At 66.9% G+C, this 22,792-nt stretch carries 19 protein-coding genes; 11 read left to right on the top strand and 8 right to left on the bottom strand.

Annotation, left to right across the window (positions count from 1 at the left end):
* Position 1 precedes the first annotated feature (1 nt).
* The 3 genes from ABDZ81_RS05405 to ABDZ81_RS05395 all read right to left on the bottom strand — a co-directional run bounded on the left by ABDZ81_RS05405 (position 2) and on the right by ABDZ81_RS05395 (position 2,989).
* Positions 2 to 964 (bottom strand): nucleoside recognition protein, encoded by a 963-nt coding sequence (locus ABDZ81_RS05405; RefSeq protein WP_343772867.1) that lies wholly within the window; start codon positions 962 to 964, stop codon positions 2 to 4.
* A gap of 202 nt (positions 965 to 1,166) precedes the next feature.
* On the bottom strand, positions 1,167 to 2,426 hold the full coding sequence (locus ABDZ81_RS05400) for a hypothetical protein (RefSeq protein ID WP_343772866.1): 1,260 nt from the start codon (positions 2,424 to 2,426) through the stop codon (positions 1,167 to 1,169).
* Positions 2,427 to 2,452: 26 nt separating this feature from the next.
* Positions 2,453 to 2,989 (bottom strand): DUF7344 domain-containing protein, encoded by a 537-nt coding sequence (locus ABDZ81_RS05395; RefSeq protein ID WP_343772865.1) that lies wholly within the window; start codon positions 2,987 to 2,989, stop codon positions 2,453 to 2,455.
* Between the two features lie 349 nt (positions 2,990 to 3,338).
* Between ABDZ81_RS05395 and tafE the strand changes: the two genes are divergently transcribed.
* The 4 genes from tafE (at position 3,339) to ABDZ81_RS05375 (ending at position 7,947) form a co-directional block, all read left to right on the top strand.
* Positions 3,339 to 3,854: a TafE family fimbrial adapter protein gene (tafE, locus tag ABDZ81_RS05390; RefSeq protein ID WP_343772864.1), complete on the top strand. Its 516-nt coding sequence runs from the start codon at positions 3,339 to 3,341 to the stop codon at positions 3,852 to 3,854.
* Positions 3,855 to 4,013: 159 nt separating this feature from the next.
* Positions 4,014 to 5,105 (top strand): CARDB domain-containing protein, encoded by a 1,092-nt coding sequence (locus tag ABDZ81_RS05385; protein WP_343772863.1) that lies wholly within the window; start codon positions 4,014 to 4,016, stop codon positions 5,103 to 5,105.
* Positions 5,106 to 5,249: 144 nt separating this feature from the next.
* Positions 5,250 to 6,416 carry a signal peptidase I gene (locus ABDZ81_RS05380; RefSeq protein WP_343772862.1) on the top strand — a complete coding sequence of 389 codons (1,167 nt, stop codon included), beginning with the start codon at positions 5,250 to 5,252 and terminating at the stop codon, positions 6,414 to 6,416.
* Between the two features lie 295 nt (positions 6,417 to 6,711).
* The gene (locus tag ABDZ81_RS05375; protein ID WP_343772861.1) at positions 6,712 to 7,947 is read left to right on the top strand and encodes a DUF5305 domain-containing protein; all 1,236 of its coding nucleotides are present in this window, start codon (positions 6,712 to 6,714) and stop codon (positions 7,945 to 7,947) included.
* Positions 7,948 to 7,974: 27 nt separating this feature from the next.
* Here ABDZ81_RS05375 and ABDZ81_RS05370 read toward each other — a convergent pair whose 3' ends face one another.
* Complete coding sequence (locus ABDZ81_RS05370; RefSeq protein ID WP_343772860.1) at positions 7,975 to 9,153, bottom strand: hypothetical protein; 1,179 nt, start codon at positions 9,151 to 9,153, stop codon at positions 7,975 to 7,977.
* Between the two features lie 180 nt (positions 9,154 to 9,333).
* On the opposite strand from ABDZ81_RS05370, the gene ABDZ81_RS05365 reads away from it, so the two are divergent.
* Positions 9,334 to 9,582, top strand: coding sequence for a DUF7511 domain-containing protein (locus tag ABDZ81_RS05365; protein WP_343772859.1), 249 nt, complete (start codon positions 9,334 to 9,336; stop codon positions 9,580 to 9,582).
* Between the two features lie 84 nt (positions 9,583 to 9,666).
* Here the strand turns inward: ABDZ81_RS05365 and ABDZ81_RS05360 are convergent, their stop codons facing one another.
* Entirely contained in the window at positions 9,667 to 11,070 is a 1,404-nt protein-coding gene (locus ABDZ81_RS05360) for a signal recognition particle protein Srp54 (protein WP_343772858.1), read from the bottom strand.
* 203 nt (positions 11,071 to 11,273) lie between these two features.
* Here ABDZ81_RS05360 and ABDZ81_RS05355 point away from each other — a divergent pair, with 203 nt between their 5' ends.
* The gene (locus ABDZ81_RS05355; protein WP_343772856.1) at positions 11,274 to 13,565 is read left to right on the top strand and encodes an amino acid permease; all 2,292 of its coding nucleotides are present in this window, start codon (positions 11,274 to 11,276) and stop codon (positions 13,563 to 13,565) included.
* A gap of 1 nt (position 13,566) precedes the next feature.
* Here ABDZ81_RS05355 and ABDZ81_RS05350 read toward each other — a convergent pair whose 3' ends face one another.
* The gene (locus ABDZ81_RS05350; protein ID WP_343772855.1) at positions 13,567 to 14,310 is read right to left on the bottom strand and encodes an Lrp/AsnC family transcriptional regulator; all 744 of its coding nucleotides are present in this window, start codon (positions 14,308 to 14,310) and stop codon (positions 13,567 to 13,569) included.
* A 254-nt stretch (positions 14,311 to 14,564) separates the two neighbouring features.
* Here ABDZ81_RS05350 and ABDZ81_RS05345 point away from each other — a divergent pair, with 254 nt between their 5' ends.
* The 5 genes from ABDZ81_RS05345 to ABDZ81_RS05325 all read left to right on the top strand — a co-directional run bounded on the left by ABDZ81_RS05345 (position 14,565) and on the right by ABDZ81_RS05325 (position 19,788).
* Positions 14,565 to 15,020, top strand: a complete 456-nt coding sequence (locus ABDZ81_RS05345) for a universal stress protein (RefSeq protein WP_343772854.1) — start codon at positions 14,565 to 14,567, stop codon at positions 15,018 to 15,020.
* A complete protein-coding gene (locus tag ABDZ81_RS05340; protein ID WP_343772852.1) occupies positions 15,013 to 17,337 on the top strand; it encodes an amino acid permease in 2,325 nt (774 codons plus the stop codon). The genes ABDZ81_RS05345 and ABDZ81_RS05340 overlap by 8 nt, the downstream gene beginning before the upstream one ends.
* Positions 17,338 to 17,397: 60 nt before the next feature.
* Positions 17,398 to 17,826: a universal stress protein gene (locus ABDZ81_RS05335; RefSeq protein WP_343772850.1), complete on the top strand. Its 429-nt coding sequence runs from the start codon at positions 17,398 to 17,400 to the stop codon at positions 17,824 to 17,826.
* 216 nt (positions 17,827 to 18,042) lie between these two features.
* On the top strand, positions 18,043 to 19,530 hold the full coding sequence (locus ABDZ81_RS05330) for an ATP-binding protein (protein ID WP_343772849.1): 1,488 nt from the start codon (positions 18,043 to 18,045) through the stop codon (positions 19,528 to 19,530).
* 63 nt (positions 19,531 to 19,593) lie between these two features.
* Positions 19,594 to 19,788: a hypothetical protein gene (locus ABDZ81_RS05325; RefSeq protein WP_343772848.1), complete on the top strand. Its 195-nt coding sequence runs from the start codon at positions 19,594 to 19,596 to the stop codon at positions 19,786 to 19,788.
* A gap of 125 nt (positions 19,789 to 19,913) precedes the next feature.
* On the opposite strand, the gene ABDZ81_RS05320 is transcribed toward ABDZ81_RS05325, so the two are convergent.
* Together ABDZ81_RS05320 and ABDZ81_RS05315 are read right to left on the bottom strand one after the other, a co-directional pair.
* Positions 19,914 to 21,335, bottom strand: a complete 1,422-nt coding sequence (locus ABDZ81_RS05320; protein WP_343772847.1) for an ATP synthase subunit B — start codon at positions 21,333 to 21,335, stop codon at positions 19,914 to 19,916.
* A gap of 2 nt (positions 21,336 to 21,337) precedes the next feature.
* A partial coding sequence (locus ABDZ81_RS05315) for a V-type ATP synthase subunit A (RefSeq protein ID WP_343772846.1) occupies positions 21,338 to 22,792 on the bottom strand: 1,455 nt, incomplete at its 5' end.

Below are 22,792 nucleotides of genomic sequence, written 5' to 3'. Positions count from 1 at the left end.
CTTAGATCAGCAGCAGCACGACAGTCAGCGCGATGAAGCCGACCTTCAGCGCCGTGTTGACCAGGATCACCTTCGTCCCGAACGCCGGCCCCCAGATGCCGTACTGGAAGGGGATCGAACGCTTGAACGTCGAAAAGGCGAAGGAGACGACGCCGCCGATCAGCATCGTCGTGACGGCTTCCTGGGGCGTGAACGGCGCGCCGAGCTGGGGCGCGATCGCGGCCGCGCCGCTGGTCGTGTCGATCGCGAAGACGCCGACGACGCCGGCGCTCTCGGGTGGTAGCCCCACCAGCGCGGTCAGCGGCTCGACGCCCGCGAACAGCGCGTCGAAGGCGTCCCGCGCCGTCAGCACGGCGACGAGCGCGTAGACGATCGCCAGCCGCGGGACGATCGTCCGCAGCTTCGACCAGGTGCTCTCCGCGGCGCTGACGACCCGCTCTCGGCGGCTCCGTTCGGCTTCTTCTTCACCGCTGTCGGCCGCCGGTCGGGCCGTCGGGTCGACGTTCTCTTCGGAGAGCAGTGCCGCTCCCGCGAGGATCCCGACGACGGTGATCGCCAGCGAGATGCCCGCTCGCGCGCCGACGTACATGACGCCGACTTCCAGGCCCAGAATCGGGATCAACACCGGCGCGTAGAACGTGAAGATGTGCTGGACGAACCCGAAGAACGTGTTGACGGTGATCGCGACCAGCGTCGCGAGGTCGTCGATCAACCCGGACTCGCGGTACTCCGCGAGCATGCCGTAGCCGGCGGTCGGCGACGTCGCGGTCGCGAGGATCGCGGTGCCGACCTCGTCGGGCAGGTTCGCCGGGCCGGTCAGCGGCTTCGAGAGCACTGCTATGTACTCGACGGCACCGAACTCGACGGCAAGATTGGCGAGGGCAACGCCGACCGCGATAAAAAGGGCTATGCTGGCGACCCGGGGGAGGATGTCCGCGAGCAGGAGGTTCAGCGTCGACTCCACGCTCGTCGTCAGGTAATCGACTGGATTGGTTGTTGCGATTCCGAGTGGATGCGGTCTCGCTTACGCTGAAAAATTCGACGTCGTGCTCTTCAACAACTACGCCACATGCCGGCTAGGAGGACAGGCCGGTCACAAACAATTCTGACTCGATCAGTACGAACTGAGGACCTTCCCCGAGATGATGACGCTACTTCGGCTGCTGTCACTCGATACTGAACGTATCGCTGGCCTCATAATCGGCGTCGGCGCGATAGATGGCGACCTCGTAGGGGCCACCGGACGACTCCGTACCGTAGTCGCCGACGCTAATTTCGATTCGGTCACTCGCGCCGTCGTTGTTTGGCCAATAAATGAGCGACTGACTGTTTTCATCGTAGTGCACTGACCCCCCGCCCTGCTCAACGCGCGTATCCGGCCAGTCTCCTGCCATGTAATCAACACCGTTCCCTTGGGCTTCGCTCAGATCGATCTCAATCGGATCGCTCCCGCTCGGAGTTGTCCCCAGATCGAATCCGATCATCTGACGTTCATCTCCTGGTTGGACGTTGGCTCCTACATCACTCACCGTCACCGATTCAATCGGTCTGGTTCCGGATTCAACGACGTCGAATACCGCAAGCGCCTGCTCACCACTGTCTTGGCGTGTGATCGAAACTTGATGGCTAGAACTGGCTTGGCTAGTGCCGTATTCGCCGATTGAGAGCATGATCTCGTTACCGCCTCTATCGTTGGACCCAGCTTGATAGATGAACGACTCCGTACCGCTGTCGTAGGTGACGCTGCCTTGGCCTTGTTCAACATAGACATCCGGCCAGTTGCTCGGTGGTGCTTCATAGTCGACCGCACTTGGGTGAGGTTCACTGACATCTATTATGACTTCGCTGTTCGGTTGGAGCTTCGAAGATGGCGTGAACCGTATGGTCTGTCGTTCCTGTCCGGGTGATGTGTAGGAATCAACATCCTCGACAGATACACTGGCGAATCCATTTCCTGGCTTATTTCTGCCCTTTTGACACTGGATATCTATTGTCGCCGTAAACGTAACCTCGGCGATGCTAACCGTCTGGCTACTAGCCTCGGTTACACGGAACTGTACCTCTCGTTGGCCAAGTTGTTGTTTCTGGGCACACTCAACGTGTACATCAGTACTACCTCCCTGGGCAATGGACGTTCCCCGCCTTGGGGCTGAAACGGTGAGGACGTCAGCGTTGGTGCTTCCATTGATGTTATCGACGACTACGTCATCAATAGTCATCGACGCACCAAGGTTATTCGTGAGTGTGCCGACCCGAACGGGTTCGCTGTCACTTCGGAGTTGACCAGCAGATCCAACGCTTTCGACGCCGAGATACGCATTCTGGTCCTCTGCGACGGACGCTGCTGTCACCCGATCTGCGGCGACGGTAGTAAAACCAAATGTAGATCCGGCCATAACGACGCCGCCACAGAGGAGCAACAGCATACCGATCGCCGCGAAGCTACGCGACCTCATGGCGGTCGCTCGACTTCCCCCAGCCGGTTCTGCCGGCTCTGGTAGACGTGGTAGGCTGCCGATCCACCAAATGTAGCCACCACCATCGCAGCCCAGCCTACCGCCGGCACGGGATCGGTCGGAAGGATATCGAACCACACGCCCGCGAGCACGAGCGCGCCGACCGCCGACAGCCCCAGATAGTACTCGCCCCACGGGATCGAGTCCCCGGGCACGACGTCCATGTACACCTCCATCTGCTCGGCTTCCTCGGTCAGCATCACCTCGGACCCGTCGAACTCGATCATCCCGCTTTCCGAAAGTGTCGGCAGGTGGGTCTGCTGGAGCGACGTGTACACGCGCTTGCGCTCGGCGGAGGTCAGCTCCTCGACGGGCTTGTCCTGCTCCCAGGCGGCGACCTGCTCGGCGACGTCCGAAAGCGTCACGGTCTCGTCGCGTTGCTTGCAAAAGTGGATGGCGTACCGACGACGATGGTTGCTCAACAGGTCGAAGATCTCGCCCCGACCCGGCGACTCATCGCTACTGGTTGCCATCTTCAACTGTTCTATTACTAATGTCGCACCTGCAAAACACTTTCGGATTTTCTGATAACTACACCAGGGGTTTGCGCGACCGAACGCGACTACCCTCAGTCATGTATCAAACCGGGCCCGATAGGCAGGCGGCCATCGCTAATAGAGGGTGATGTTGCTTCTTTTCACGGGCTTCGCGGTTTTCGCCTGGCTGAGACGTCCTTCAAGCTCACCTTTCCAGGGCTCAAGACCGCCTTTCATGGCTCCAAGCTCCTCAATACAAAGTGGGTGGGGTTCCACGGGTGGTACAAGGCGCGGTAGCCACACCCTGTGGACTACTCGCGTACAGTAAGAGACGATTACCATGAGAATGAATCGACGCAACGTACTGGCTGGGATCGGCGCACTGACTGCTGGCGGCGGAGCCGTGTTCGGCTCGGGGGCGTTCTCGCAAGTGGAAGCGGAACGAACTGTTGATATAAGCACTACCGGGGACAGTGGGGCCCTGCTACAGTTCAGTGGCAGCAGCACTCTCGTCAATCTGGACGGTGGTAATGATAGTGATCTTCTCAAAATTTCGGCAAGCAACCTGAACAAGGATGCGACCACAACTGCAAAAGACGCAATCACGGTTACAAACACGGGAGATAACGCTGTCGGATTCTACGTAGACGATGAGAGTAGTCAGGTGTCTGGCGTTGATGAGATAGATATTCAAGTCGACGGTACTTCGATCGTGGGTAGCAGTAATTCGGTAGACCTCAATGCTTCCAATGGAAGCGCTGACCTCGATCTGGTGTTTGACCTGACCGGCGATAACATCGCTGACGACATCCCTGGCTCGATTACATTCGTCGCAGATACCAGTAGCCACTCCGGTGCCTGAAGATACCTATAATGTCGCCACCGCGTGATCGAGACGGTGAACTCATCATTGGGATGCTCTAGCAAGGAGACTCGCTAGTGCAGCACGGTGACAAACGGAATGAGAACCAAGGTCGCACTACTCCTCGTAGCAGTTTCCCTTTTGCTGGCAGTCCCCACCATGGCGGCCACCGTCGACGAGGACCGCGCGGGCGACCTCTCGCTTTCCCCTGGCGACTCGAACGGCGGATACGCCGATATCGACGCCGACGGACAGCTCGCCGTCGAGATGGACCGACTCAACGACCGGGCTACGACGACCGCCGACGACGTGTTCACGATCACGAACACCGACGACGAGGACGCGCGCGTATGGGTCGAGCACGATCTGGCGGGGACGACGATCTACCGCGGCGATCCGAGCAACACCGTCGAGAGTCGCGGCGCCGCCTTCGACCTCGACGCGGGCGAGACCGCGTCGCTCGGCGTCCGGACCGATACGCGGGACGCCGACGTCAAGCCGGGCGATCTCACGATCCGCGCCGAGGGCGACGGCGGGCCGGACTTCGCGGTCACAGACGTCGAAATCGAGGGACTCGACGCGAACGGCTCGATCGCGGTCGGCGAGTCGGCCAGGATCACCGCGACGGTCGCGAACCGGGGGACTGAGGGCGGCACTCACTCGGCCGATCTCCTCGTCGACGGCGTCGAGGTCTCCCAGCGCGCGGTGTACGTCCCGGCAGGCGAGCGCCGAACCGTGACGTTCGAGCGGACGTTCCAGCGGTCGGGCGCGTACGAGGTCGCCGTCGACCACACCCCCGGCGGAACGGTCACCGTCAGGGAACCGCCCGCGCCGGACGCCGCGTCGTACGCGGTGCGAGACGCCGCACTCTCATCGGCGTCGATCGCGCCCGGCGAGAACGTCGACGTGACCGCGACGATCGAAAACGCCGGCGGGTCGACCGGCGAGTTCACCGCCGAGTTGGCCGTCGGCGGCACCGTTCTCGAAACCCGACCCGTTCGCCTCGGCCCAGGCGAGACGACGACGGTCACGTTCACGCGAACGTTCGAGCAGCCCGGGACGTACGAGATTGCGGTCAGCGGCGCGACGGCGGGCGAACTCGACGTGTCCTCGCCGGGCGGCTCCGGCGTCGAGGCGGTCGAACAGCAGCTCCGGTCGCCGGCGACCGGCGTGGTCGGGCTGTCCTTCGTCGCGGGCGCGCTGCTGGTCAGCCGGCGCAACCCGCGGGAGTTGCTCGCTTTGCTCCGATGATCCGAGCGAGTCCGTCACCGGGTCGGCCGAACCGACCGCGGCGTCGGACCGATCGGGAGGTAGATATTTCCGAATCGGCCGCCCAGAGGACGGTGACGTGAGTATCGCACCGCTGCCACAGTTGCCCCGGTTCTCGGCACAGCCATGAGACTCGGGAGCTACGCCAAGGGCGCGGCCGCGACGGCGCTGCTGGTCGTCGTCGCGGCGCTGGTCGTCGGCCAGCTGCTGGGCCAGCCGATCCTGCTGGGCTACGTCGCGACCGACAGCATGGAGCCGACGATGGACGCCGGCGACGGATTCATCGCAATCCCCTCGCCGCTGGCCGGCGACGTCTCGGAGGGCGACGTGGTCGTCTTCGAGGCCGAGCAGCTCCACGGCGGCGGGCTGACGACCCACCGCGTCGTCGGCGAGACCGATCGCGGCTACGTGACCAAGGGCGACGCGAACCCCTTCACCGATCAGGACGGCGGGGAGCCGCCCGTAAGCGATCAGCAGATCGTCGCCGAGGCGCTCCAGATCAACGGCGAGGTCGTCGTCATCCCGCATCTGGGGACCGCGGTGATGGGCATCCAATCGGGCGTTTCGAGCGCCCAGTCGACGGCCGCGAGCGCGGTCGGCGTCGGCGGCGGGCTCGACAGCTCGCAGGTCGGCGGCCTGCTGGTAGCGCTCGGCCTCGTCCTCCTCGGCGTCGCGGCGCTGTCGGGCGCTCGCGGCGGCGCGGTTCGGGACTTCGCGCGATCGGCCGACCGCCCGGGGGTCGTGGCCGTGTGGTCCGTGGCGGGCACTGTCGCGATCCTGATCGTCCTGTTCGCGACCGCGGCGATGGTCGTTCCCTCCGGCACGACGGAGTACGGCATCGTCAGCGCCGAACAGCCGGCAGACGATCCGCTGGTGATCGAGGCCGGCGGCTCATCGACCGTCGAGTACCCCGTCACCAACGGCGGGGTCGTACCGGTCGTCGTCTTTCTCGAAACCGGCGACGGCGCCGTCGCCGAGCCCGACAGGCTCCGCGTCGGTGCGGGCGGCGAAGCCGCGAGCAGCGTCACCCTGAACGCGCCGGAGAGCGAAGGCCAGTACGATCGCTACGTCACCCAGCGGCGCTACCTGCTGTTGCTCCCGCCGGGGCTCATCGCAGCGCTGCACGCGATCCACCCGACGCTCGCGCTGCTCGCGGTCGACGCCGTCGTCGTCGGCGTCGGGCTGTCGATCGCCGTCGCGCTGTTCGGCACGGGCGATCTCCGGCTGCGGTCGGGTGCCGACCACGTGTCGCTCTCGGTGCGGCTCCGGCGCAAGCTCCGCAAGTGGCTGTAGAACGGCGAATTTCGCGCAGTCGTTCGGTATTATTATTGTGATCGGGTGTAGTTACACCGATAGTTCTACGCATGCAACCGCGAATCCGGCCTCCTGCGTCGCCCCCGTCGCTGCGCGGCCGTCGAGCGCCCGGACGCCGGCGTTCGCAGCCGCGGCGCCGTGACGCCGCTTCGATGGCGGCATCCGGGCGTCCCGACGCCGCTTCGGCCGCAGCGGCCCGCCGTCTCGACGCCGCTTCTGCTGTGCCATCCTTCCGCGGCCACCACGACGCCGACGCGACGGGGTGGGCCAGCCCATGATGGACGACCCGCGGTTTCAGCTGCTGATCGCCCGATACGGCAGAAATCTAGCGATCGCGCTCGTCGTCGTCGGCGCGCTGTTGCTCCTCGTGGGCGGCTGGGTCGCGCTCACGCCGCCGACCACGACGGCGACCGAGCAGCGGACCGCGGCGACGGCCTCGACGGGCGCCGACACCGTTGCGACCGTCACCGGGGACAGCGACCTCTGGGAGCGGGGAACGGAGCTGCGCAACAACCCGGTCTACCTGACGAACGCGTCGCCCGCGCTGGCCGTCGAACCCCAAACTACGGTCCCCGAGGGCTCGTCAGTCACCCAGACGGTCCGGCTCCGGATCACCGCGACCCGCGACGACGAGGTGTTCTGGACGTCGACCGAGACGCTGGTCAACGAGACTCGGACTGCCGAGGACGGCACCGCGACCGCCCGCACGGAAATCGACGTCCGCGACCTCGAGGCGCGGCTCGCGACCCTCCGGGAGCGCCTCGCCGGCGTCGGCTCCGTACAGACCGAGCTGCTGCTGACCGTCGAGTACGACACCGGCCGGTACGCGGGCACGCTCGACGCTTCGGCGCCCCTTGAGGTGACCGACCGGGCGTACTGGCTCGGCGGCGAGCTCTCGGACTCCCAGCCTCACTACGCGACGACCACCCGGCAGGTGAGCCACTCGCCGAACTGGTTCGCGGTGCTGCTCGCGACGCTGCTGGCGGCGCTGTCGCTGACCGGCGCCTGGACGGTGTTCGCGACCCGCCCGGAGGAACTCGACGTCGACGCGATCAAGCAGGAACGACACCGCCGCAAGTACGCCGACTGGATCTCGAAGGGCTCGATCCCGATGTGGGTCGGCCAGAACTACGTCGAGCTCGACAGCCTCGAGGGCGTCGTCGACGTCGCGATCGACACCCAGGAGCGGGTCGTCCACGACACGCGCCGGGACCTGTTCGCGGTGATCAGCGAGGACGTCGTCTACTACTACTCGAAGAGCGGCGACTGGGACCAGTCCTCCTGGCCCCGTATGGAGCTGTCGGGCCGAAGCGAAGACGACACGGTCGACGTCGGCGGGGAACTGTCGAAAGGCCTCGGCGACCTGCCCGGCCGCGACGAGCTGGCAGGGGACGACGCCGACAGCAGTTCGGCCGACGTCCCCGACGACGCGACGGACGACGGCGAGTCGGACGAAAAATCGAGTCACGGTCCCGGCGACTGGGACGACGACGTCTGGCGCGATCTCTGACGGAGACGGAAAGCACCAACCGATCGCTTAGCAGTTCCGCGCCTCTTGGACCTGCTGTCGCCCCTCCTCGCGCTTGTTCCGGGCCGTCAGAAAGTCACCGTCGGCGGCGGCGGCGGCCGCTTCTTCCAGCGAGCTCGCCGCGTCGACGAAGTGGCCGCTACGACAGCCCGCGGTATCGAATCGGGCGTCGAACTCTCCCTCCGGTGACGGCTTCATGTCGAACGTCTCGTCGGCGTCCGCGAACGCCGTCCCCGCTGCCGCGAACGACTCTTCGGCGGCGGCGTACTCCTCGTTCTCGGACTGCTGTCGTCCGGTCTCCAGATCGTCCATCCCGTCGAGTAGCGTCGCGTAGCCGCCCGAGAGCGCGACCAGCGAGTCGCTCCGTTCGAGCGCCCGCCCGAACCGGTCGTCGAGCTGGTCGGGCGCCGCCTCCGAGCCGCTCTCGAACGTGCTCCGCGCGTCGCCGAAGTGGCTCCGGGCGTTCTCGAAGGCGGTACCGGACTCGTCGTAGTTCTCGTCGTCGAACCCCTGCTGGGCCGTCGTGATGTCGTCGACGCCGTCGACGAGCTGCCGGTAGCCACGCGAGAGGCCGTCGAGTCCCTGGGAGAACCCGACGAGCTCGGAGACGGCGTCGGCGACGCGCTCGATTTCGGCGTCCAGCTCCGAGAGGACATCCGCGTCAGCGTTCTCGACGGCCGTCGAGGCGGCCTCGCTCTCCGAGACCGCCGTCTCCAGCGGATCGCGGCTTTCCTCGAGCGCGTCCTCGACGGCGCCGAGCGCGTCGGGGTCGAACTCGCCCTCGAGGGTCGACAGAGCGGCGGCGCCGTCGAGCAGCTCGACGAACGCGTCGACGATCGCCTCGATCGCGTCGGCGTACGTCCGAGCCTGTTCGATCTCCGTCTCGAACGAGCCCGAATCGGCCTCCTCGGCGGCATCGAGCGCCGCTCGCGCGGTTTCGATCCGCCCGCGCGGTTCGGACGCGTCGAACTCCACGTCCGCGGGGTTCTGGATGTCGGAGCTGACGGTTCCCAGCGCCAGCGCCGCGGTGTTGAGCTCCCCGACGGCGGTGTACAGTTTGTCCATGACCGCGTTCTCAGGGTCCCGCTCGGGCGGTGACCCGTCACCCGAGAGCGGGTTCGAACAGCCGGCGAGCGACGCGGTCGCGCCGGTCGCCGCGAGCGTCGAGATGAAGCGTCGTCGATCCATGTCCGTACGGTGCCGTCGGATCCCCTTAACGGTTGTCGCCCAGCCGGTAAGTGAATCCTACTGGCGTACGCCGGCCGATCGCCGACCGCGTACCGGTCGGTACCGATACGAAGCCGTACCGGAAACTCTAGTCAACTACTAGCAACGTATTTCCGTCCTCTCTCCGCTCTTCCGGACGAGATGGCGACCGACTCTCCGCTCGACGGGACCGGCGGCGACCACAAAAATGAATCCGGGGCGGGAAGGGTGCCGGCCGAATCGAACGGTGCTCGACGCCGGATCCGCGACCTTCGCCACGAGGTCGTCAGCTATCCCGACGCCCCGGATCGGTGTACGATCTTTCCGCCCGACGCGACCGGCGTGGCGCGGATGTCGACCTGGCTGACCGCGGATCACGACGCGTTCGTCGACCTCGCGACCGTTCGGTAGACCGCTCGACCGTTCGGCAGCGGCTCGCAACGTCGAGCGCTCTCGGCACCGCACCGATCGGGGTATCGTGGCACGATAGCCGGTTCAGAACGGCCCCTGCCCGCCGCCGCCGAGGCCGCCCATGCCGCCGCCACCGCCGCCGCCGCCCTGCTGCATCTTCTTCATCATGCGCTGCATGTCGCCGTCGCCCATCCCCTGGAACTGCTTGATCGTCTGTTCCATCATCTTGTGCTGCTGGAGCAGTTCGCGGACGCGCTCTTCGGGCTTGCCCGAGCCGCGGGAGATGCGCTCGATCTGGCTGGCGCCGATGGCGCGCGGGTACTCCATCTCCTCGTCGGTCATCGAGTCCATGACGACCTCGAAGTCCCGCATCCGCTCTTCGGTGACGTCCATCGCGTCGTCGGGCAGCTGGTCCATCAGCCCGCCGCCCATGCCGGGGATCATGTCCATCACCTGGTCGAGCGGGCCCATGTTGTTCATCGCCTCCATCTGCTTTTGCATGTCCTTGAGGGTGAACGACCCGGACATCATGTCCTCGGGGTCCCAGTCGTCTTCCTCCTGCCCGGTCTCTTCCATCGCTCGCTCGACGCGCTCGGCGAGCTGGCGCAGGTCGCCCATGCCCAGCAGCCGGGAGATGAACCCGTCGGGCTCGAAGCGCTCGACGTCGGCGACCTCCTCGCCGGTCCCCAGGAACGCGATCGAGGAGTCGGTCTGGTCGACGGCCGTCAGCGCGCCGCCACCCTTCGCGGTACCGTCGAGTTTCGTGATCACGACGCCGTCGATGCCGATCGACTCGTCGAACTGCTGGGCCTGATCCTTGGCGCCCTGCCCGATCGCGGCGTCGAGCACCAGCAGGTTGCGGTCGGGGTCGACGACCTCCTCGATGTCCTCGATCTCGTCGATCAGGTCGTCCTCCAGGGCGTGGCGACCGGCCGTGTCGACGATGTGGACGTCGGCGTCCTCGGTGGCTTCCAGTCCCTCGCGGGCGATCTGGACCGGATCGTCGGCGTCGGGGTCGCCGTAGAACTCCACCTCGGCGCGGTCGGCCATCTGCTTGGCCTGGTCGTACGCGCCCGGGCGGAACGTGTCGGTCTGGATGACGGCGGGCCGGAGCCCCTTCTTCGAGAACCACCACGCCATCTTCGCGGCGGAGGTGGTCTTCCCCGACCCCTGCAGGCCGGCGAGCATGATCGTCTGCTCTTCGAGCGGTAGCTCGGTGCTCTCGCCGACGAGGGCGACCATCTCCTCGTAGACGATCTTGAGCACGTGATCGCGGGCTGACGTGCCGCCGGGCGGTTCTTCCTCCAGCGCGCGCTCTTTGATGCTGTCCGACAGCTCCTGGACGAGCGCGATGTCGACGTCGGCCTGGATCAGGGAGCGCTGGATCTCCTTGACGACCTTGTCGACGTCCTCCTCGGTGATTCGGGACTTCCCGCTCAGCGTGTCGAGCGTGTCGCGGAGGGAGGTCCCCAGATCGTCGAGTACCATTTGCCGAGAGGTAGGACTGCCAGTCGTTAAAGGCTTTCTCGGTCGCTCGCGTCCGCGCGTATCGTAGCACCCTTAACGACTCGGTAACCAGTGCACGCACATGAACACGACTCGCCAGTCACCGCACTCTCCAGCGGACGATCCCGCAAGTACCGTCCGCCCGCCGGAGACGAACGATCGCGCGAACGAGCGGAGGTCGCTCGATGAGTGACGAGGAACTCGCCAAGGACCTCGGGCTCCTGTCCGCGCTGACGATCGGCATCGGGACGATGATCGGCGCCGGCATCTTCGTGCTGCCGGGCACCGCCGTCGCGCGGGCCGGCCCGCTCGCCGCGGCGACGTTCGTCATCGGCGGCGTCATCGCGCTCTTTACCGCGCTGTCGGCGTCGGAACTCGGCACGGCGATGCCGAAATCCGGCGGGGCGTACTTCTACGTCAACCGCGCGCTCGGTCCCCTCTTTGGATCGATCAGCGGCTGGGCCAACTGGCTCGGGCTGGCGTTCGCCTCGTCGTTCTACATGTACGGCTTTGGCGAGTACGTCAACACGCTCGTCGGCGCTCCCGCGCTCGCGCTCGGTCCGGTGACGATCTCGGCCGCCCAGTCGATCGGCTTGCTCGGCGCCCTGCTTTTCATCGGCATCAACTACGTCGGCGCCAAGGAGACCGGCGGCCTCCAGATCGTGATCGTCCTCACGCTGATGGGGATTCTCGGTCTGTTCACCGTCGTCGGACTGCTCAACGGTGATATGAACTCGCTGACGCCGCTGGCGCCCGAGGGGACGACCGGCGAGGTGCTCCCGGTCACGGCGATCGTGTTCGTCTCGTATCTCGGCTTCGTCCAGATCACGTCGGTCGCCGAGGAGATCAAAGATCCCGGCCGCAATCTCCCGCTCGCGGTGATCGGGTCGGTGCTGATCGTCACCGTCGTGTACGCGCTGTTCCTAGTCGTGTTGCTGGCGGCGGTGCCCAACGAGCTCGTCGCCAACAACAGCACGGCCGTCGTCGACGCGGCCGAGTTGCTGTTCGGCAAGTACAGCATTCTCGGGTTCGACCTCGGCGTCGTCGGGTCGGCGCTGTTGCTGATCGGCGGCCTGCTTGCGACCGCCTCCAGCGCGAACGCGTCGATCCTCTCCTCGTCCCGGATCAACTTCGCGATGGGTCGCGAGAAGATCATCACCCCGAAACTCAACGAGATCCACCCGCGGTTCGGGACGCCCTCGAAGTCGATCCTGATCACCGGCGGGCTCATCGTGTTCTTCCTGCTGGTCGGCGATATCGAACTGCTGTCGACGGCCGGCTCGGTGCTTCACCTGATCGTCTACGGGCTGTTGAACGTCGCGCTGATCGTCATGCGCGAGGCCGACCCGCCGGAGTACGATCCGGACTTCGAGGTGCCGCTGTACCCCGCCGTGCCGATCATCGGCGCCGTCACGTCGTTCGCGCTGATCGCGTACATCGAGCCGCTCGTGATCGGGCTCTCGGCCGGGCTCGTCGGCTTCGCCGCCCTCTGGTACCTGTTCTACGCGCGCTCGCGCGTCGAGAGCGAGGGCGTGCTCGCCGGCTGGATCCTCGACCGGGCCGACGAGATGCCCGACGCCGCCGTCTCGGCGGCCGACACGGTCCGACCGGACGCCGCGGGGGCCGCGGTGCCAAACGGCGGGGACTTCCGCGTGATGGTGCCGCTGGCGAACCCCCGTACCGAGACCGACCTGATCACGCTCGCCAGCGCCGTCGCCAAGCAGAAGGGCGGCACCGTCCACGCGGTCCACATCGTCCAGGTCCCCGACCAGACGCCGCTCGACCGCGGCGGCGAGGCGGTCGATCGGATCGACGCCGAATCGGCCGATCTGCTCGCCCGCGCCCGCGAGGACGCCGAGACGTTCGGCGCCGCCGTCGAGACCCACACCGTGCTATCTCACCGTTCGTTCGACGAGATCTTCGACTCGGCGCGGCGCCTCGAGGCAGACCAGGTCGTGATGGGCTGGGGTCCCCACTCCCACGGCCGGGCCGAATCCCGAATGGACGAACTCACCGAGGACCTGCCGTGTGACTTCCTGGTACTCAAGGACCGCGGGTTCGACCCCGAGCGGATCCTGCTGCCGACCGCCGGCGGCCCGAGCACGGATCTCAGCGCCGAGGTCGCCAAACTGCTCCGCCAGGAGTACGGTTCCGAGATCACGCTACTGCACGTCGCCGACGACGAACCTCGCGAGGAAGCCGAGTCGTTCATCGAGGACTGGGCGGCCGAGCGCGGCCTCGACGACGCGTCGGTCGTCGTGGAGGACGGCGACGTCGAGGCGGCGATCGAGCGGGCGTCCCGCGACGCGACGATGGTCGTGATGGGCGCGACCGAGCGCGGGCTGCTCTCGCGGCTGGTCGACCAGTCGCTCGTGCTCGACGTGTTAGACGACGTCGAGTGTTCCGTCCTGTTGACCGAGAAAGCTCACAGCCGTTCGATCAAAGAGCGGCTCCTGGGCGGCCGGTCCGACGACTGACCTACTCGCCGCGGAACGTCTCGATCGTCTCTTCGTCGACGCCGCCCCGCGAGAACACGGTGACGATGTCGTCCGGCTGGATCTCCGTGCTGCCGTGGGGCGTCAGCACGCTGTCGTCCCGCTCGATCGCGATCACGAGCGAGTCGTCGTCCAGTACGCCCTCGCGGACGGCCCGTTCGAGCGAGATGCCGGCGATCGGCGCCCCGCGCTCGACGGTCACCTCGGCGACTTCGGCGTCGCCCGAGAGGCTGATGAAGTCCGTCACCGTCTCGGCGCGCTCGCCGTCGTTCGGGCCGAACGGCGCGTAGGAGTGGGTCGTCTCGTTCTGGACGAGCACCTCGTCCTCGATCTCGATACCCAGGTCCGACAGCGACCGGGCGATCCGCCGCAGGTCGTCGGTGTCCTCCCCGACCGCGAGGACGTGGAGGTTCCGGCGACCGGTCATCAGCTCGCGGACGTTGGTCACGCCCGGGATCACCTGCGCCCGGCGCGCGACCGTCTCGCGCTCCGAGACCGGCGCGTTGCACATGAACAGGTTCGTGAGCCGATCGCCCGCTCGCTCGAAGTCGATGCTCGCGTGGTATCCCGTGATGATGCCCCGATCCTCCAACTGCGCGATCCGGTTTCTGATCGTCCCCGGGGAGACGCTCACGTCCTCCGCGATGGTCGGTGCGGAGACGTTGCGGGCGTCGTCCATCAGCGCGTGGATGATCCGGCGGTCGATCTCGTCCAGCCGATGCTCCATGACGCGTCATGAGGCGCCCAGAACCATACGTCGTTCTGATCCCGAAAACATACGAAAAGTGTCTATTTTAGCGGATACTGAATTCGATGACTCTATTTTCAGGATACGCTAACAAAACCGGGCGCTTTATGCTCCACCGCTGTCAACGGTCGTTCCAATGAGTCATCCGATACGCGCTCCCCGACCGCCCGGTCGGCCGACGGTGACGTTCCGGTCCGACTTCGAAACGGAGCTTCCCGACGGAGGGCGGCACGATGTCTGAGGACCTGCTCGAAACGGTGCTCGTCCCGATCGCCAGCGAGGACGACGCCGCGGCGACCGCCGAGGCGCTCCGGCCGTACCTGGACGCCGACCCCGAAGTACGCGTCGTCCACGTGATCGAAAAGGCCGGCGGCGCGCCGGACAAGGCCTCCGTCGAACAGCGCGAGCAGCGCGCCGAGCGCATCTTCGGCGTCGTCGAGCGGCGCTTCGCCGACTCCGGCGTCGACGTCACGTCGGAGGTTCTCTACGGCACCGACGTCGCCGATACCGTGCTGGCCGCCGCCGCCGAGATCGACGCGTCGGCCATCGCGTTCACCCCCCGCGGGGCGAGCCGGTGGCTCAAGCTCGTCTCCGGCGACGTGAGCGGCGCGCTGGTCCGAAAGACCGACCGGGCGGTGCTCGTGCTGCCCGCGCCGGCCGACGAACCGGGAGGTGATACGGATGGCTGAGGACGAGGAGCTCGCCAAGGACCTCGGGCTTCTCTCGGCGCTGATGATCGGGATGGGGACGATGATCGGCGCGGGCATCTTCGTGCTGCCCGGCGTCGCGGCTCAGGAGGCGGGCCCGGTCGTCGTCGTCTCCTTCGTCGTCGGCGGCGTCATCGCGATGATCAACGCGCTGGCGGTCTCGGAGCTCGGCACGGCGATGCCGAAAGCCGGCGGGGGGTACTACTACATCAACCGCGGGCTCGGCCCCCTCTTTGGCTCGATCTCGGGGATGGGCGACTGGATGGGGCTGGCCTTCGCTTCGGCGTTCTACTGCATCGGTTTCGGGGGCTACCTCACCGACCTGCTCGCGGGCACCGCGCTGGCCCTCCCGACGATCGACCTGCTGGTGTTCACGCTGACCGACGTCCAGCTCGGCGCCGCGATCGCCGGCGCGCTGTTCGTCGGCGTCAACTACTTCGGCGCGAAGGAGACCGGCGGCGTCCAAACGGTGATCGTGCTGACGCTGCTGGGTATCCTCACCGTGTTCGCCGCGACGGGCTTCCTCCACTTCGAGTGGTCGACCGTGACCACCGACGGGCTGGCGCCGACCGACATGGGCTACGGCGCCATTCTCCCCGGGACCGCGCTGGTGTTCGTCTCCTTCCTCGGGTACGCCAAGATCGCGACCGTCGCCGAGGAGCTCAAGAATCCCGGCCGAAATCTCCCGATCGCGGTGATCGGGAGCGTCGGCATCGTGACGGTGATCTACGCCATCCTCGTCACGACGATGCTCGGCATCGTTCCGTGGGACACGCTCGACGACAACGTGCCCGTCTCGCAGGTCGCAGAGATCACGTTCGCCGGCGTCCCGCTCCTCGACGCGGTCGGCGTGACGATGATCTCGGTGGCGGCGATGCTGGCGACCGCCTCCAGCGCGAACGCGTCGATCCTTTCCTCGGCCCGCATCAACTTCGCGATGGGCCGGGACAAGATCGTCACCGACTGGCTCAACGAGATCCACCCCTCGTTCGCGACGCCGTACCGCTCGATCCTGCTGACCGGCGGGATGATCGTGTTCTTCATCATCGCGCTCGGCGGGGACATCGAGGTGCTCGCCAAGGCCGCGAGCGTCCTCCACCTGATCGTCTACGGGCTGATGAACCTCGCGCTGATCGCGTTCCGCGAGGCCGACACTCCCGAGTACGACCCGGACTTCGAGGTGCCGCTGTACCCGGTGACGCCGATCGTCGGCGCCGCGCTTTCGTTCGGGCTGGTCGCGTTCATGGACACGCGCGAAATTCTGCTGAGCATGGTGTTCGTCGCCGTCGCCGTGGCGTGGTACCTGCTGTACGCCCGGACTCGCACCGAGCGGGCCGGCGTCCTCACCGAGCACGTGCTGCAGCGGGCCGATCGGCTGCCCGACGCGGCGGTGTCGGCGGCCGACGCGGTTCGGCCGGACGCCGCGGACTCCGTGGCGCCGATCGCCGGAGGATCGGCCGTGACGGACGGCGGTGATTTCCGCGTGATGGTGCCCCTGGCGAACCCGCGCACCGAGACCGACCTGATCACGCTCGCCGGTGCCGTCGCCAAGCAGAAGGGCGGCACCGTCCACGCGGTCCACATCGTCCAGGTCCCCGACCAGACGCCGCTCGACCGGGGTGCCGACGCGGTCGATCGGATCGACGCCGAGTCGCAGGATCTGCTCGCGCGTGCGCGAGAGGACGCCGAGACGTTCGGCGTCCCCGTCGAAACGCACACCGTCGTCTCCCACCGCTCGTTCGACGAAATCTTCGACTCGGCGCGGCGGCTCGACGCCGACCAGGTCGTGATGGGCTGGGGTCCCCACTCCCACGGCCGGGCCGAGTCTCGCGTCGACGAGCTGACCGAGGATCTACCCTGCGACTTCCTCGTATTGAAGGATCGCGGGTTCGACCCCGAGCGGATCCTGCTGCCGACCGCCGGCGGCCCGAGCACCGACCTCAGCGCCGAGGTCGTCAAGCTCCTTCGCGAGGAGTACGGCTCCGAGATCACGCTGCTCCACGCCGTCGGCGAGGACGAGAGCTACGAGGAGGCCGAGCAGTTCCTCGCGGACTGGGCGGCCGAGCGCGGCCTGTCCGACGCCGAACTCGTCGTCGACGACCGCGACGTCGAGACGGCGATCGACCGCGCGGCCGACGACGCGACGATGGTCGTGATGGGCGCGACCGAGCGCGGGCTGCTCTCGCGGCTGGTGAATCAGGCGCTCGTGCTCGACGTGTTAGACGACGTCGAGTGCTCGGTGCTGTTGACCGAGACGGCTTCCGACCGGTCGCTCCGAGAGCGACTGTTCGGCCGATAGCTCCGGATCTGTCGCCTCCGCGACGGTACAGTTTTCCCGCTGCACCGGCGTATTCCTCGTATGACGACGCAACTGTTCGAGCGCGCGTTAGTTCCGCTCGCCAGCGAAGACGACGCCCGCGCGACGTGCCGGGCGATCGAGCCCCACCTCCCCGACGACTGCGAACTCGTTGCCGTCCACGTGATCGAGAAAGCCGGCGGTGCGCCGGACAAGGCCTCCGTCGAGCAGCGCGAAGAAGTCGCCGAGGAGATCTTCGCAGTCGTCGCCGATCGCTTCCCGAATCGCGACGTCGCGACGGAAATCCTCTACGGCACCGACGTCGCCGAGACGATCCTCGACCACGCCGCGGCGATCGACGCGTCGGTCGTCGCGTTCACTCCCCGTGAGGCCGGGCTGCTCGTCCGCCTGTTGACCGGCGACACCGCGTCGTCGATCGTGAACGAAACTGATCGTCCGGTGCTGGTGCTGCCGGAACCGGACGGCGAGTGACGGTCGCCACGGCCACTAGTGTAACTCTGGTAATGTTTCCTGCGGTCGACCACGGACTCGCCGATACCATCTCCCCGTCGTCCGGACAGGAACCGAGGTATCGCGGTGGAAGTTCCGTACCGTCGCTCTTCTGTACGATCGCTTATACTGCCACAGCGCTTATATGATTCCGCTCAGTACCGGTAGTCGTTCGCAGGTGTGACGAACGCGGTCTTCATGGATCCCACAACGAAGCGTCGCCTCGCCGCCGGCTGTGTCGTGGGTATCGGTAGCGCCCTGCTCGCCGTTCCGCTCCTCGATCTGTACGTCCACGTCGCTCGCGACGAGCCGTTCGCGATCGCCGCGCTGGAGAACTCGCTGCCCGCGTTGCTGTGCGGGGCGCTCGTCGCCTTCGGCGGGTGGCTGTTCGTGGCCGACGTGCCCGCGGGCCGGGCGGTGGCCGTCGCGCGGTGGTGCCTCGCGGCCGGGGCGGCGGCGCTCGCGCTGTTGCTGTGGTCCTCCGCGTTCCACGGCTCGCTGCTCGGCGCCCGGGGCGAGGGACTGTTGTACCCGCTCGGCTACTTCCTGATCCTCGCGGCGCTGCTCGGCGCCGTCGTCGGCTACTACGACGACCGGCGCTCGACGAAGGAGCGCCACCTCCGCGGCGAGCGCAACCAGTTCGTCGCCTTCTTCGACCACGTTCCCTCGCCCGCCGTCGGCGTCACCTTCGAGGAGTCGAAGCCGGTCGTCCGGCACGTCAACGAGGCGTTCGAGGCGGTGTTCGGCTACGACGCCGACGCGATCGAGGGCCGGTCGCTCGCGGAGTTCATCGTCCCGCCCGAGCGCCGCGAGGAGTCGGCCGACATCGTCGATCGCGTCCGGACGGGCGAGGTCGTCGAGCGCGAGGTCCAGCGCCGCACCGCCGGCAGCTTCCGGACGTTCGCGTTCAAGGGGATCCCCGTCGAGGCCGACGCCCACGACGTCGACGCGTACGCCATCTACTCCGATATCACCGACGAGCGCGAGCAGCGCCAGCGCCTCCAGGTGCTGTATCGGGTGCTGCGCCACGACCTGCGCAACCGGATGAACGTCGTCAAGGGCAACGCCGAGATCATCCTCGAGCGGCTCTCGGATCCCGAACTACGGGAGTGGGCCGAGTCGCTGACCGCGTCGGCCGACGAGCTGATCGACCTCTCCAGCCAGACCCGCGAGATCGAGCGCTCGCTCGACGCCGGCGACTACTCCCGGCGCACGATCGACGCCGGCGCGGTCGTCGCCGACGTGCTCGATCAGGTCGCCGAGCGCCACCCCGGCGTCGGCGTCGAACGCGAGCTGGCCGACGGCGTCCACGTGATCGCGAACGACCTGATCGACACCGCGATCGAGAACGCCGTCGAGAACGCCTTCGAGCACAACGACGGCGCCGAGCAGTCCGTCCGCGTGTCGGTCGGGCCGGTCGACGAGAACTACGCGGAGATCCGCATCGCGGACGACGGGCCCGGCATCCCCGACTCCGAGCGCCGGCTGTTCGACGGCACCAACGAGATCACTCAGCTCCAGCACGCCAGCGGGCTGGGACTGTGGCTGCTCAACTGGATCGTCACCCAGTCGGGCGGCGAGATCGACATCCGCGACAACGAGCCCCGCGGCACCGTCGTCGCGATCCGGCTGCCCCGCGACCTCCGGGAGTCCGTCGGCGCCGGGCAGCCCGCGAAGGCGGACTGAGCGCGTCGCACGCGCGAGCGGCAACGTACTTGTAACTCGGCGCACAGTACCCGAGTAGCAACAATGCCGGGAATCGGTGTCGGCGTCGCCGCACTTCTCGCGCTCGGAATCGTCGCACCGCTCGTACTGTACCTGCAGGTCAAGACCGGAGTACGGTCGCCGGGCGGACTCGACAGGAAAATGGGGGACCGAGCCGGCGAAGGGCGCGATCGGAGGGACGACGAGACGCCGGAGACGGACGAGCGCGAGAATTCGTAGGACGTCGCGACGGTTCGTGCGAGCGCCTGATCGCTCCGACGGTATCGGTCGACGATCGCACGCGCAGGCCGGAGCCGCGACTGACGGGACGAGTACGCCGAGAAAGAAATGCCCGCAGTCGCCGATCAGTCGGCGGTCGCTTCGACCGTCTCGCCTTCCTCCTCGCGGTAGTGCTCCGCGATGAGGTCCTCGTCGATGCGGTTGAGCGCCTCCTTGGGGAGCATCGAGAGCAGGTCCCAGCCGAGCTCGATCGTCTCGTCGATCGAGCGGTCGGTGTCGTAGCCCTGCTGGACGAACTCCTCCTCGAAGCGGTCCGCGAAGTCGAGGAACTTGTTGTCGCGCTCGGACAGCGCTTCGCGACCGACGATGTTCACGAGGTCCCGAAGGTCCTCACCTTCCGCGTACGCGGCGTACATCTGGTCGGAGACGTCGGCGTGGTCCTCGCGGGTGAGGCCCTCGCCGATGCCGTCGTCCATCAGGCGCGACAGGCTCGGCAGCACGTTGACCGGCGGCTCGACGCCCTGGCTGTTGAGGTCCCGATCGATGTAGATCTGGCCCTCGGTGATGTATCCCGTCAGGTCCGGGATCGGGTGGGTGTCGTCGTCGCCGGGCATCGTGAGGATCGGGATCTGGGTGACAGAGCCCTCGCGGCCCTCGATGCGGCCGGCCCGCTCGTAGAGCTGGGCCAGGTCCGTGTACATGTACCCGGGGTAGCCACGGCGGCCCGGGACCTCTTCGCGCGCGGCGCCGATCTCGCGCAGCGCCTCGCAGTAGTTGGTCATGTCCGTCAGGATGACCAGCACGTGGTAGTCCTTCTCGAAGGCGAGGTACTCCGCAGTAGTGAGCGCCATCCGCGGCGTGACCGTCCGCTCGACTGCGGGATCGTCCGCGAGGTTCATGAACACGACCGAACGCTCGAGCGCGCCGGTGCGCTCGAAGTCCTGCATGAACTCGTTGGCCTCCTCCTGGGTGATCCCCATCGCGCCGAAGATCACCGCGAACTCCGAGCCCTCGTCGTCGTCGCCGGACTCCTCTTCCTCCGGGACGGTCGACTGGCGGGCGATCTGCAGCGCGAGCTCGTTGTGGGGCAGCCCCGATCCGGAGAAGATCGGCAGCTTCTGGCCCCGCACCAGCGTGTTCATGCCGTCGATGGCGGACACGCCGGTCTGGATGAACTCCTCGGGGTACTCGCGGGCGTAGGGGTTGATCGCCTTGCCGACGATGTCGATCCGGTCGTCGGGGACGATCTCGGGCCCGCCGTCGATCGGATTGCCCGACCCGTCGAGCACGCGCCCGAGCAGGTCCTCGGTGACCGGCATCTTCATCGTCTCGCCCAGGAAGCGGACCGAGGAGTTGCGGTCGATGCCGCCGGTCCCCTCGAACACCTGGATCGCGACGACGCCTTCGCTCGATTCCAGTACCTGGCCGCGCCGGGTGTCGCCGTTCGGGGTCTCGATCTCGACGACCTCGTCGTAGCCGACGGGCTCGTCGACCTCGGCGAACACCAGCGGACCGCTGATCTCGGTGATTGTCTGATACTCTTTCATTGTTAGTACAGCTCCCGGAGCTGGGTCGCGATGTCGTCTTCGAGGTCGCTGATGAACTCCTCGTAGTCTTCGGCGACGCCCATGCGGTTGAGCTGCGGGGCGGCGTCGATGTCCTGGATCTCCTCGACCGGGACGCCGGCGTCGAGCGCGTCGAACGCCTCGTCGTTGAACGTCTCGATCGCCTGGAGCATCCGGTAGGTCTTGGTCGGCTCGCAGTACGTGTCCACGTCGTGGAACGCGTTCTGCTGGAGCCACGCCTCGCGGAGGTACCGGGCGACCTCGAGGGTCAGCTGCTGGTCCTCCGGCAGGGCGTCCTTGCCGACGAGCTGGACGATCTCCTGCAGTTCGCCCTCCTCGTCGAGCACGTCGATCGCCCACTGGCGCAGCTCGGGGTAGTCCTGAGCGACGTTGTCGCGGTACCACGGGTCCAGCTGGTCCCGGTACAGCGAGTACGACTCGTTCCAGTTGATCGAGGGGAAGTGCCGACGCTCGGCGAGGTCGGCGTCGAGCGCCCAGAACGTCTTGACGATCCGCAGCGTGTTCTGGGTGACCGGCTCGGAGAAGTCACCGCCGGGCGGGGAGACGGCGCCGATCGCCGACACCGACCCCTCGCGGCCGTTGAGGTTCTCGAACTTGCCGGCGCGCTCGTAGAACTCCGCCAGGCGAGCGGCGAGGTACGCGGGGTACCCCTCCTCGCCGGGCATCTCCTCGAGTCGCGAGGAGATCTCGCGCATGGCCTCGGCCCACCGCGAAGTGGAGTCGGCCATCAGCGCGACGTCGTACCCCATGTCGCGGTAGAACTCCGCGATGGTGATCCCGGTGTAGATGCAGGACTCCCGGGCGGCGACGGGCATGTTCGAGGTGTTCGCGATGAGGCACGTGCGGCTCATCAGCGGCTTGCCCGTCTTGGGGTCTTCCAGTTCGGGGAAGTCCTCGATCACTTCCGTCATCTCGTTGCCGCGCTCGCCGCAGCCGACGTAGACGACGATGTCGGCGTCGGCCCACTTGGCGAGCTGGTGCTGGGTGACGGTCTTGCCCGATCCGAACGGACCGGGAATCGCGGCCGTCCCGCCCTTCGCGATCGGGAACAGGCCGTCGAGGATGCGCTGCCCCGAAACGAGGGGCGTGCGCGGCGTGCGCTTCTCCTCGGCCGGGCGCTGCTCGCGGACCGGCCACTCCTGGCGCATCTGGACCTCCTCGCCGTTGGCGAGTTCGACGACCGTCTCCTCGACGTCGAAGGTGCCCGACTCGACGGCGGCGACCTCGCCGCCCTCGTAGTCCGGCGGGACCATCACTTTGTGCTCGATGCTCTCGGTCTCGGGGACGGTCCCGACGACGTCCGTCGGGCCGACCTCGTCGCCTTCCTCGACCTCGGGGGTGAACTCCCAGGTCTTGTCCAGGTCGATCCCCGGCGCGTCGACGCCGCGGTCGAGGAACGCGCCCATCTTGTCCTCGAG

Source organism: Natronoarchaeum mannanilyticum (assembly GCF_039522665.1).
GTDB lineage: Archaea > Halobacteriota > Halobacteria > Halobacteriales > Natronoarchaeaceae > Natronoarchaeum > Natronoarchaeum mannanilyticum.
The sequence above is the reverse complement of the archived record's forward strand: the minus strand, read 5'-3'. Positions and strand labels throughout refer to the sequence as shown.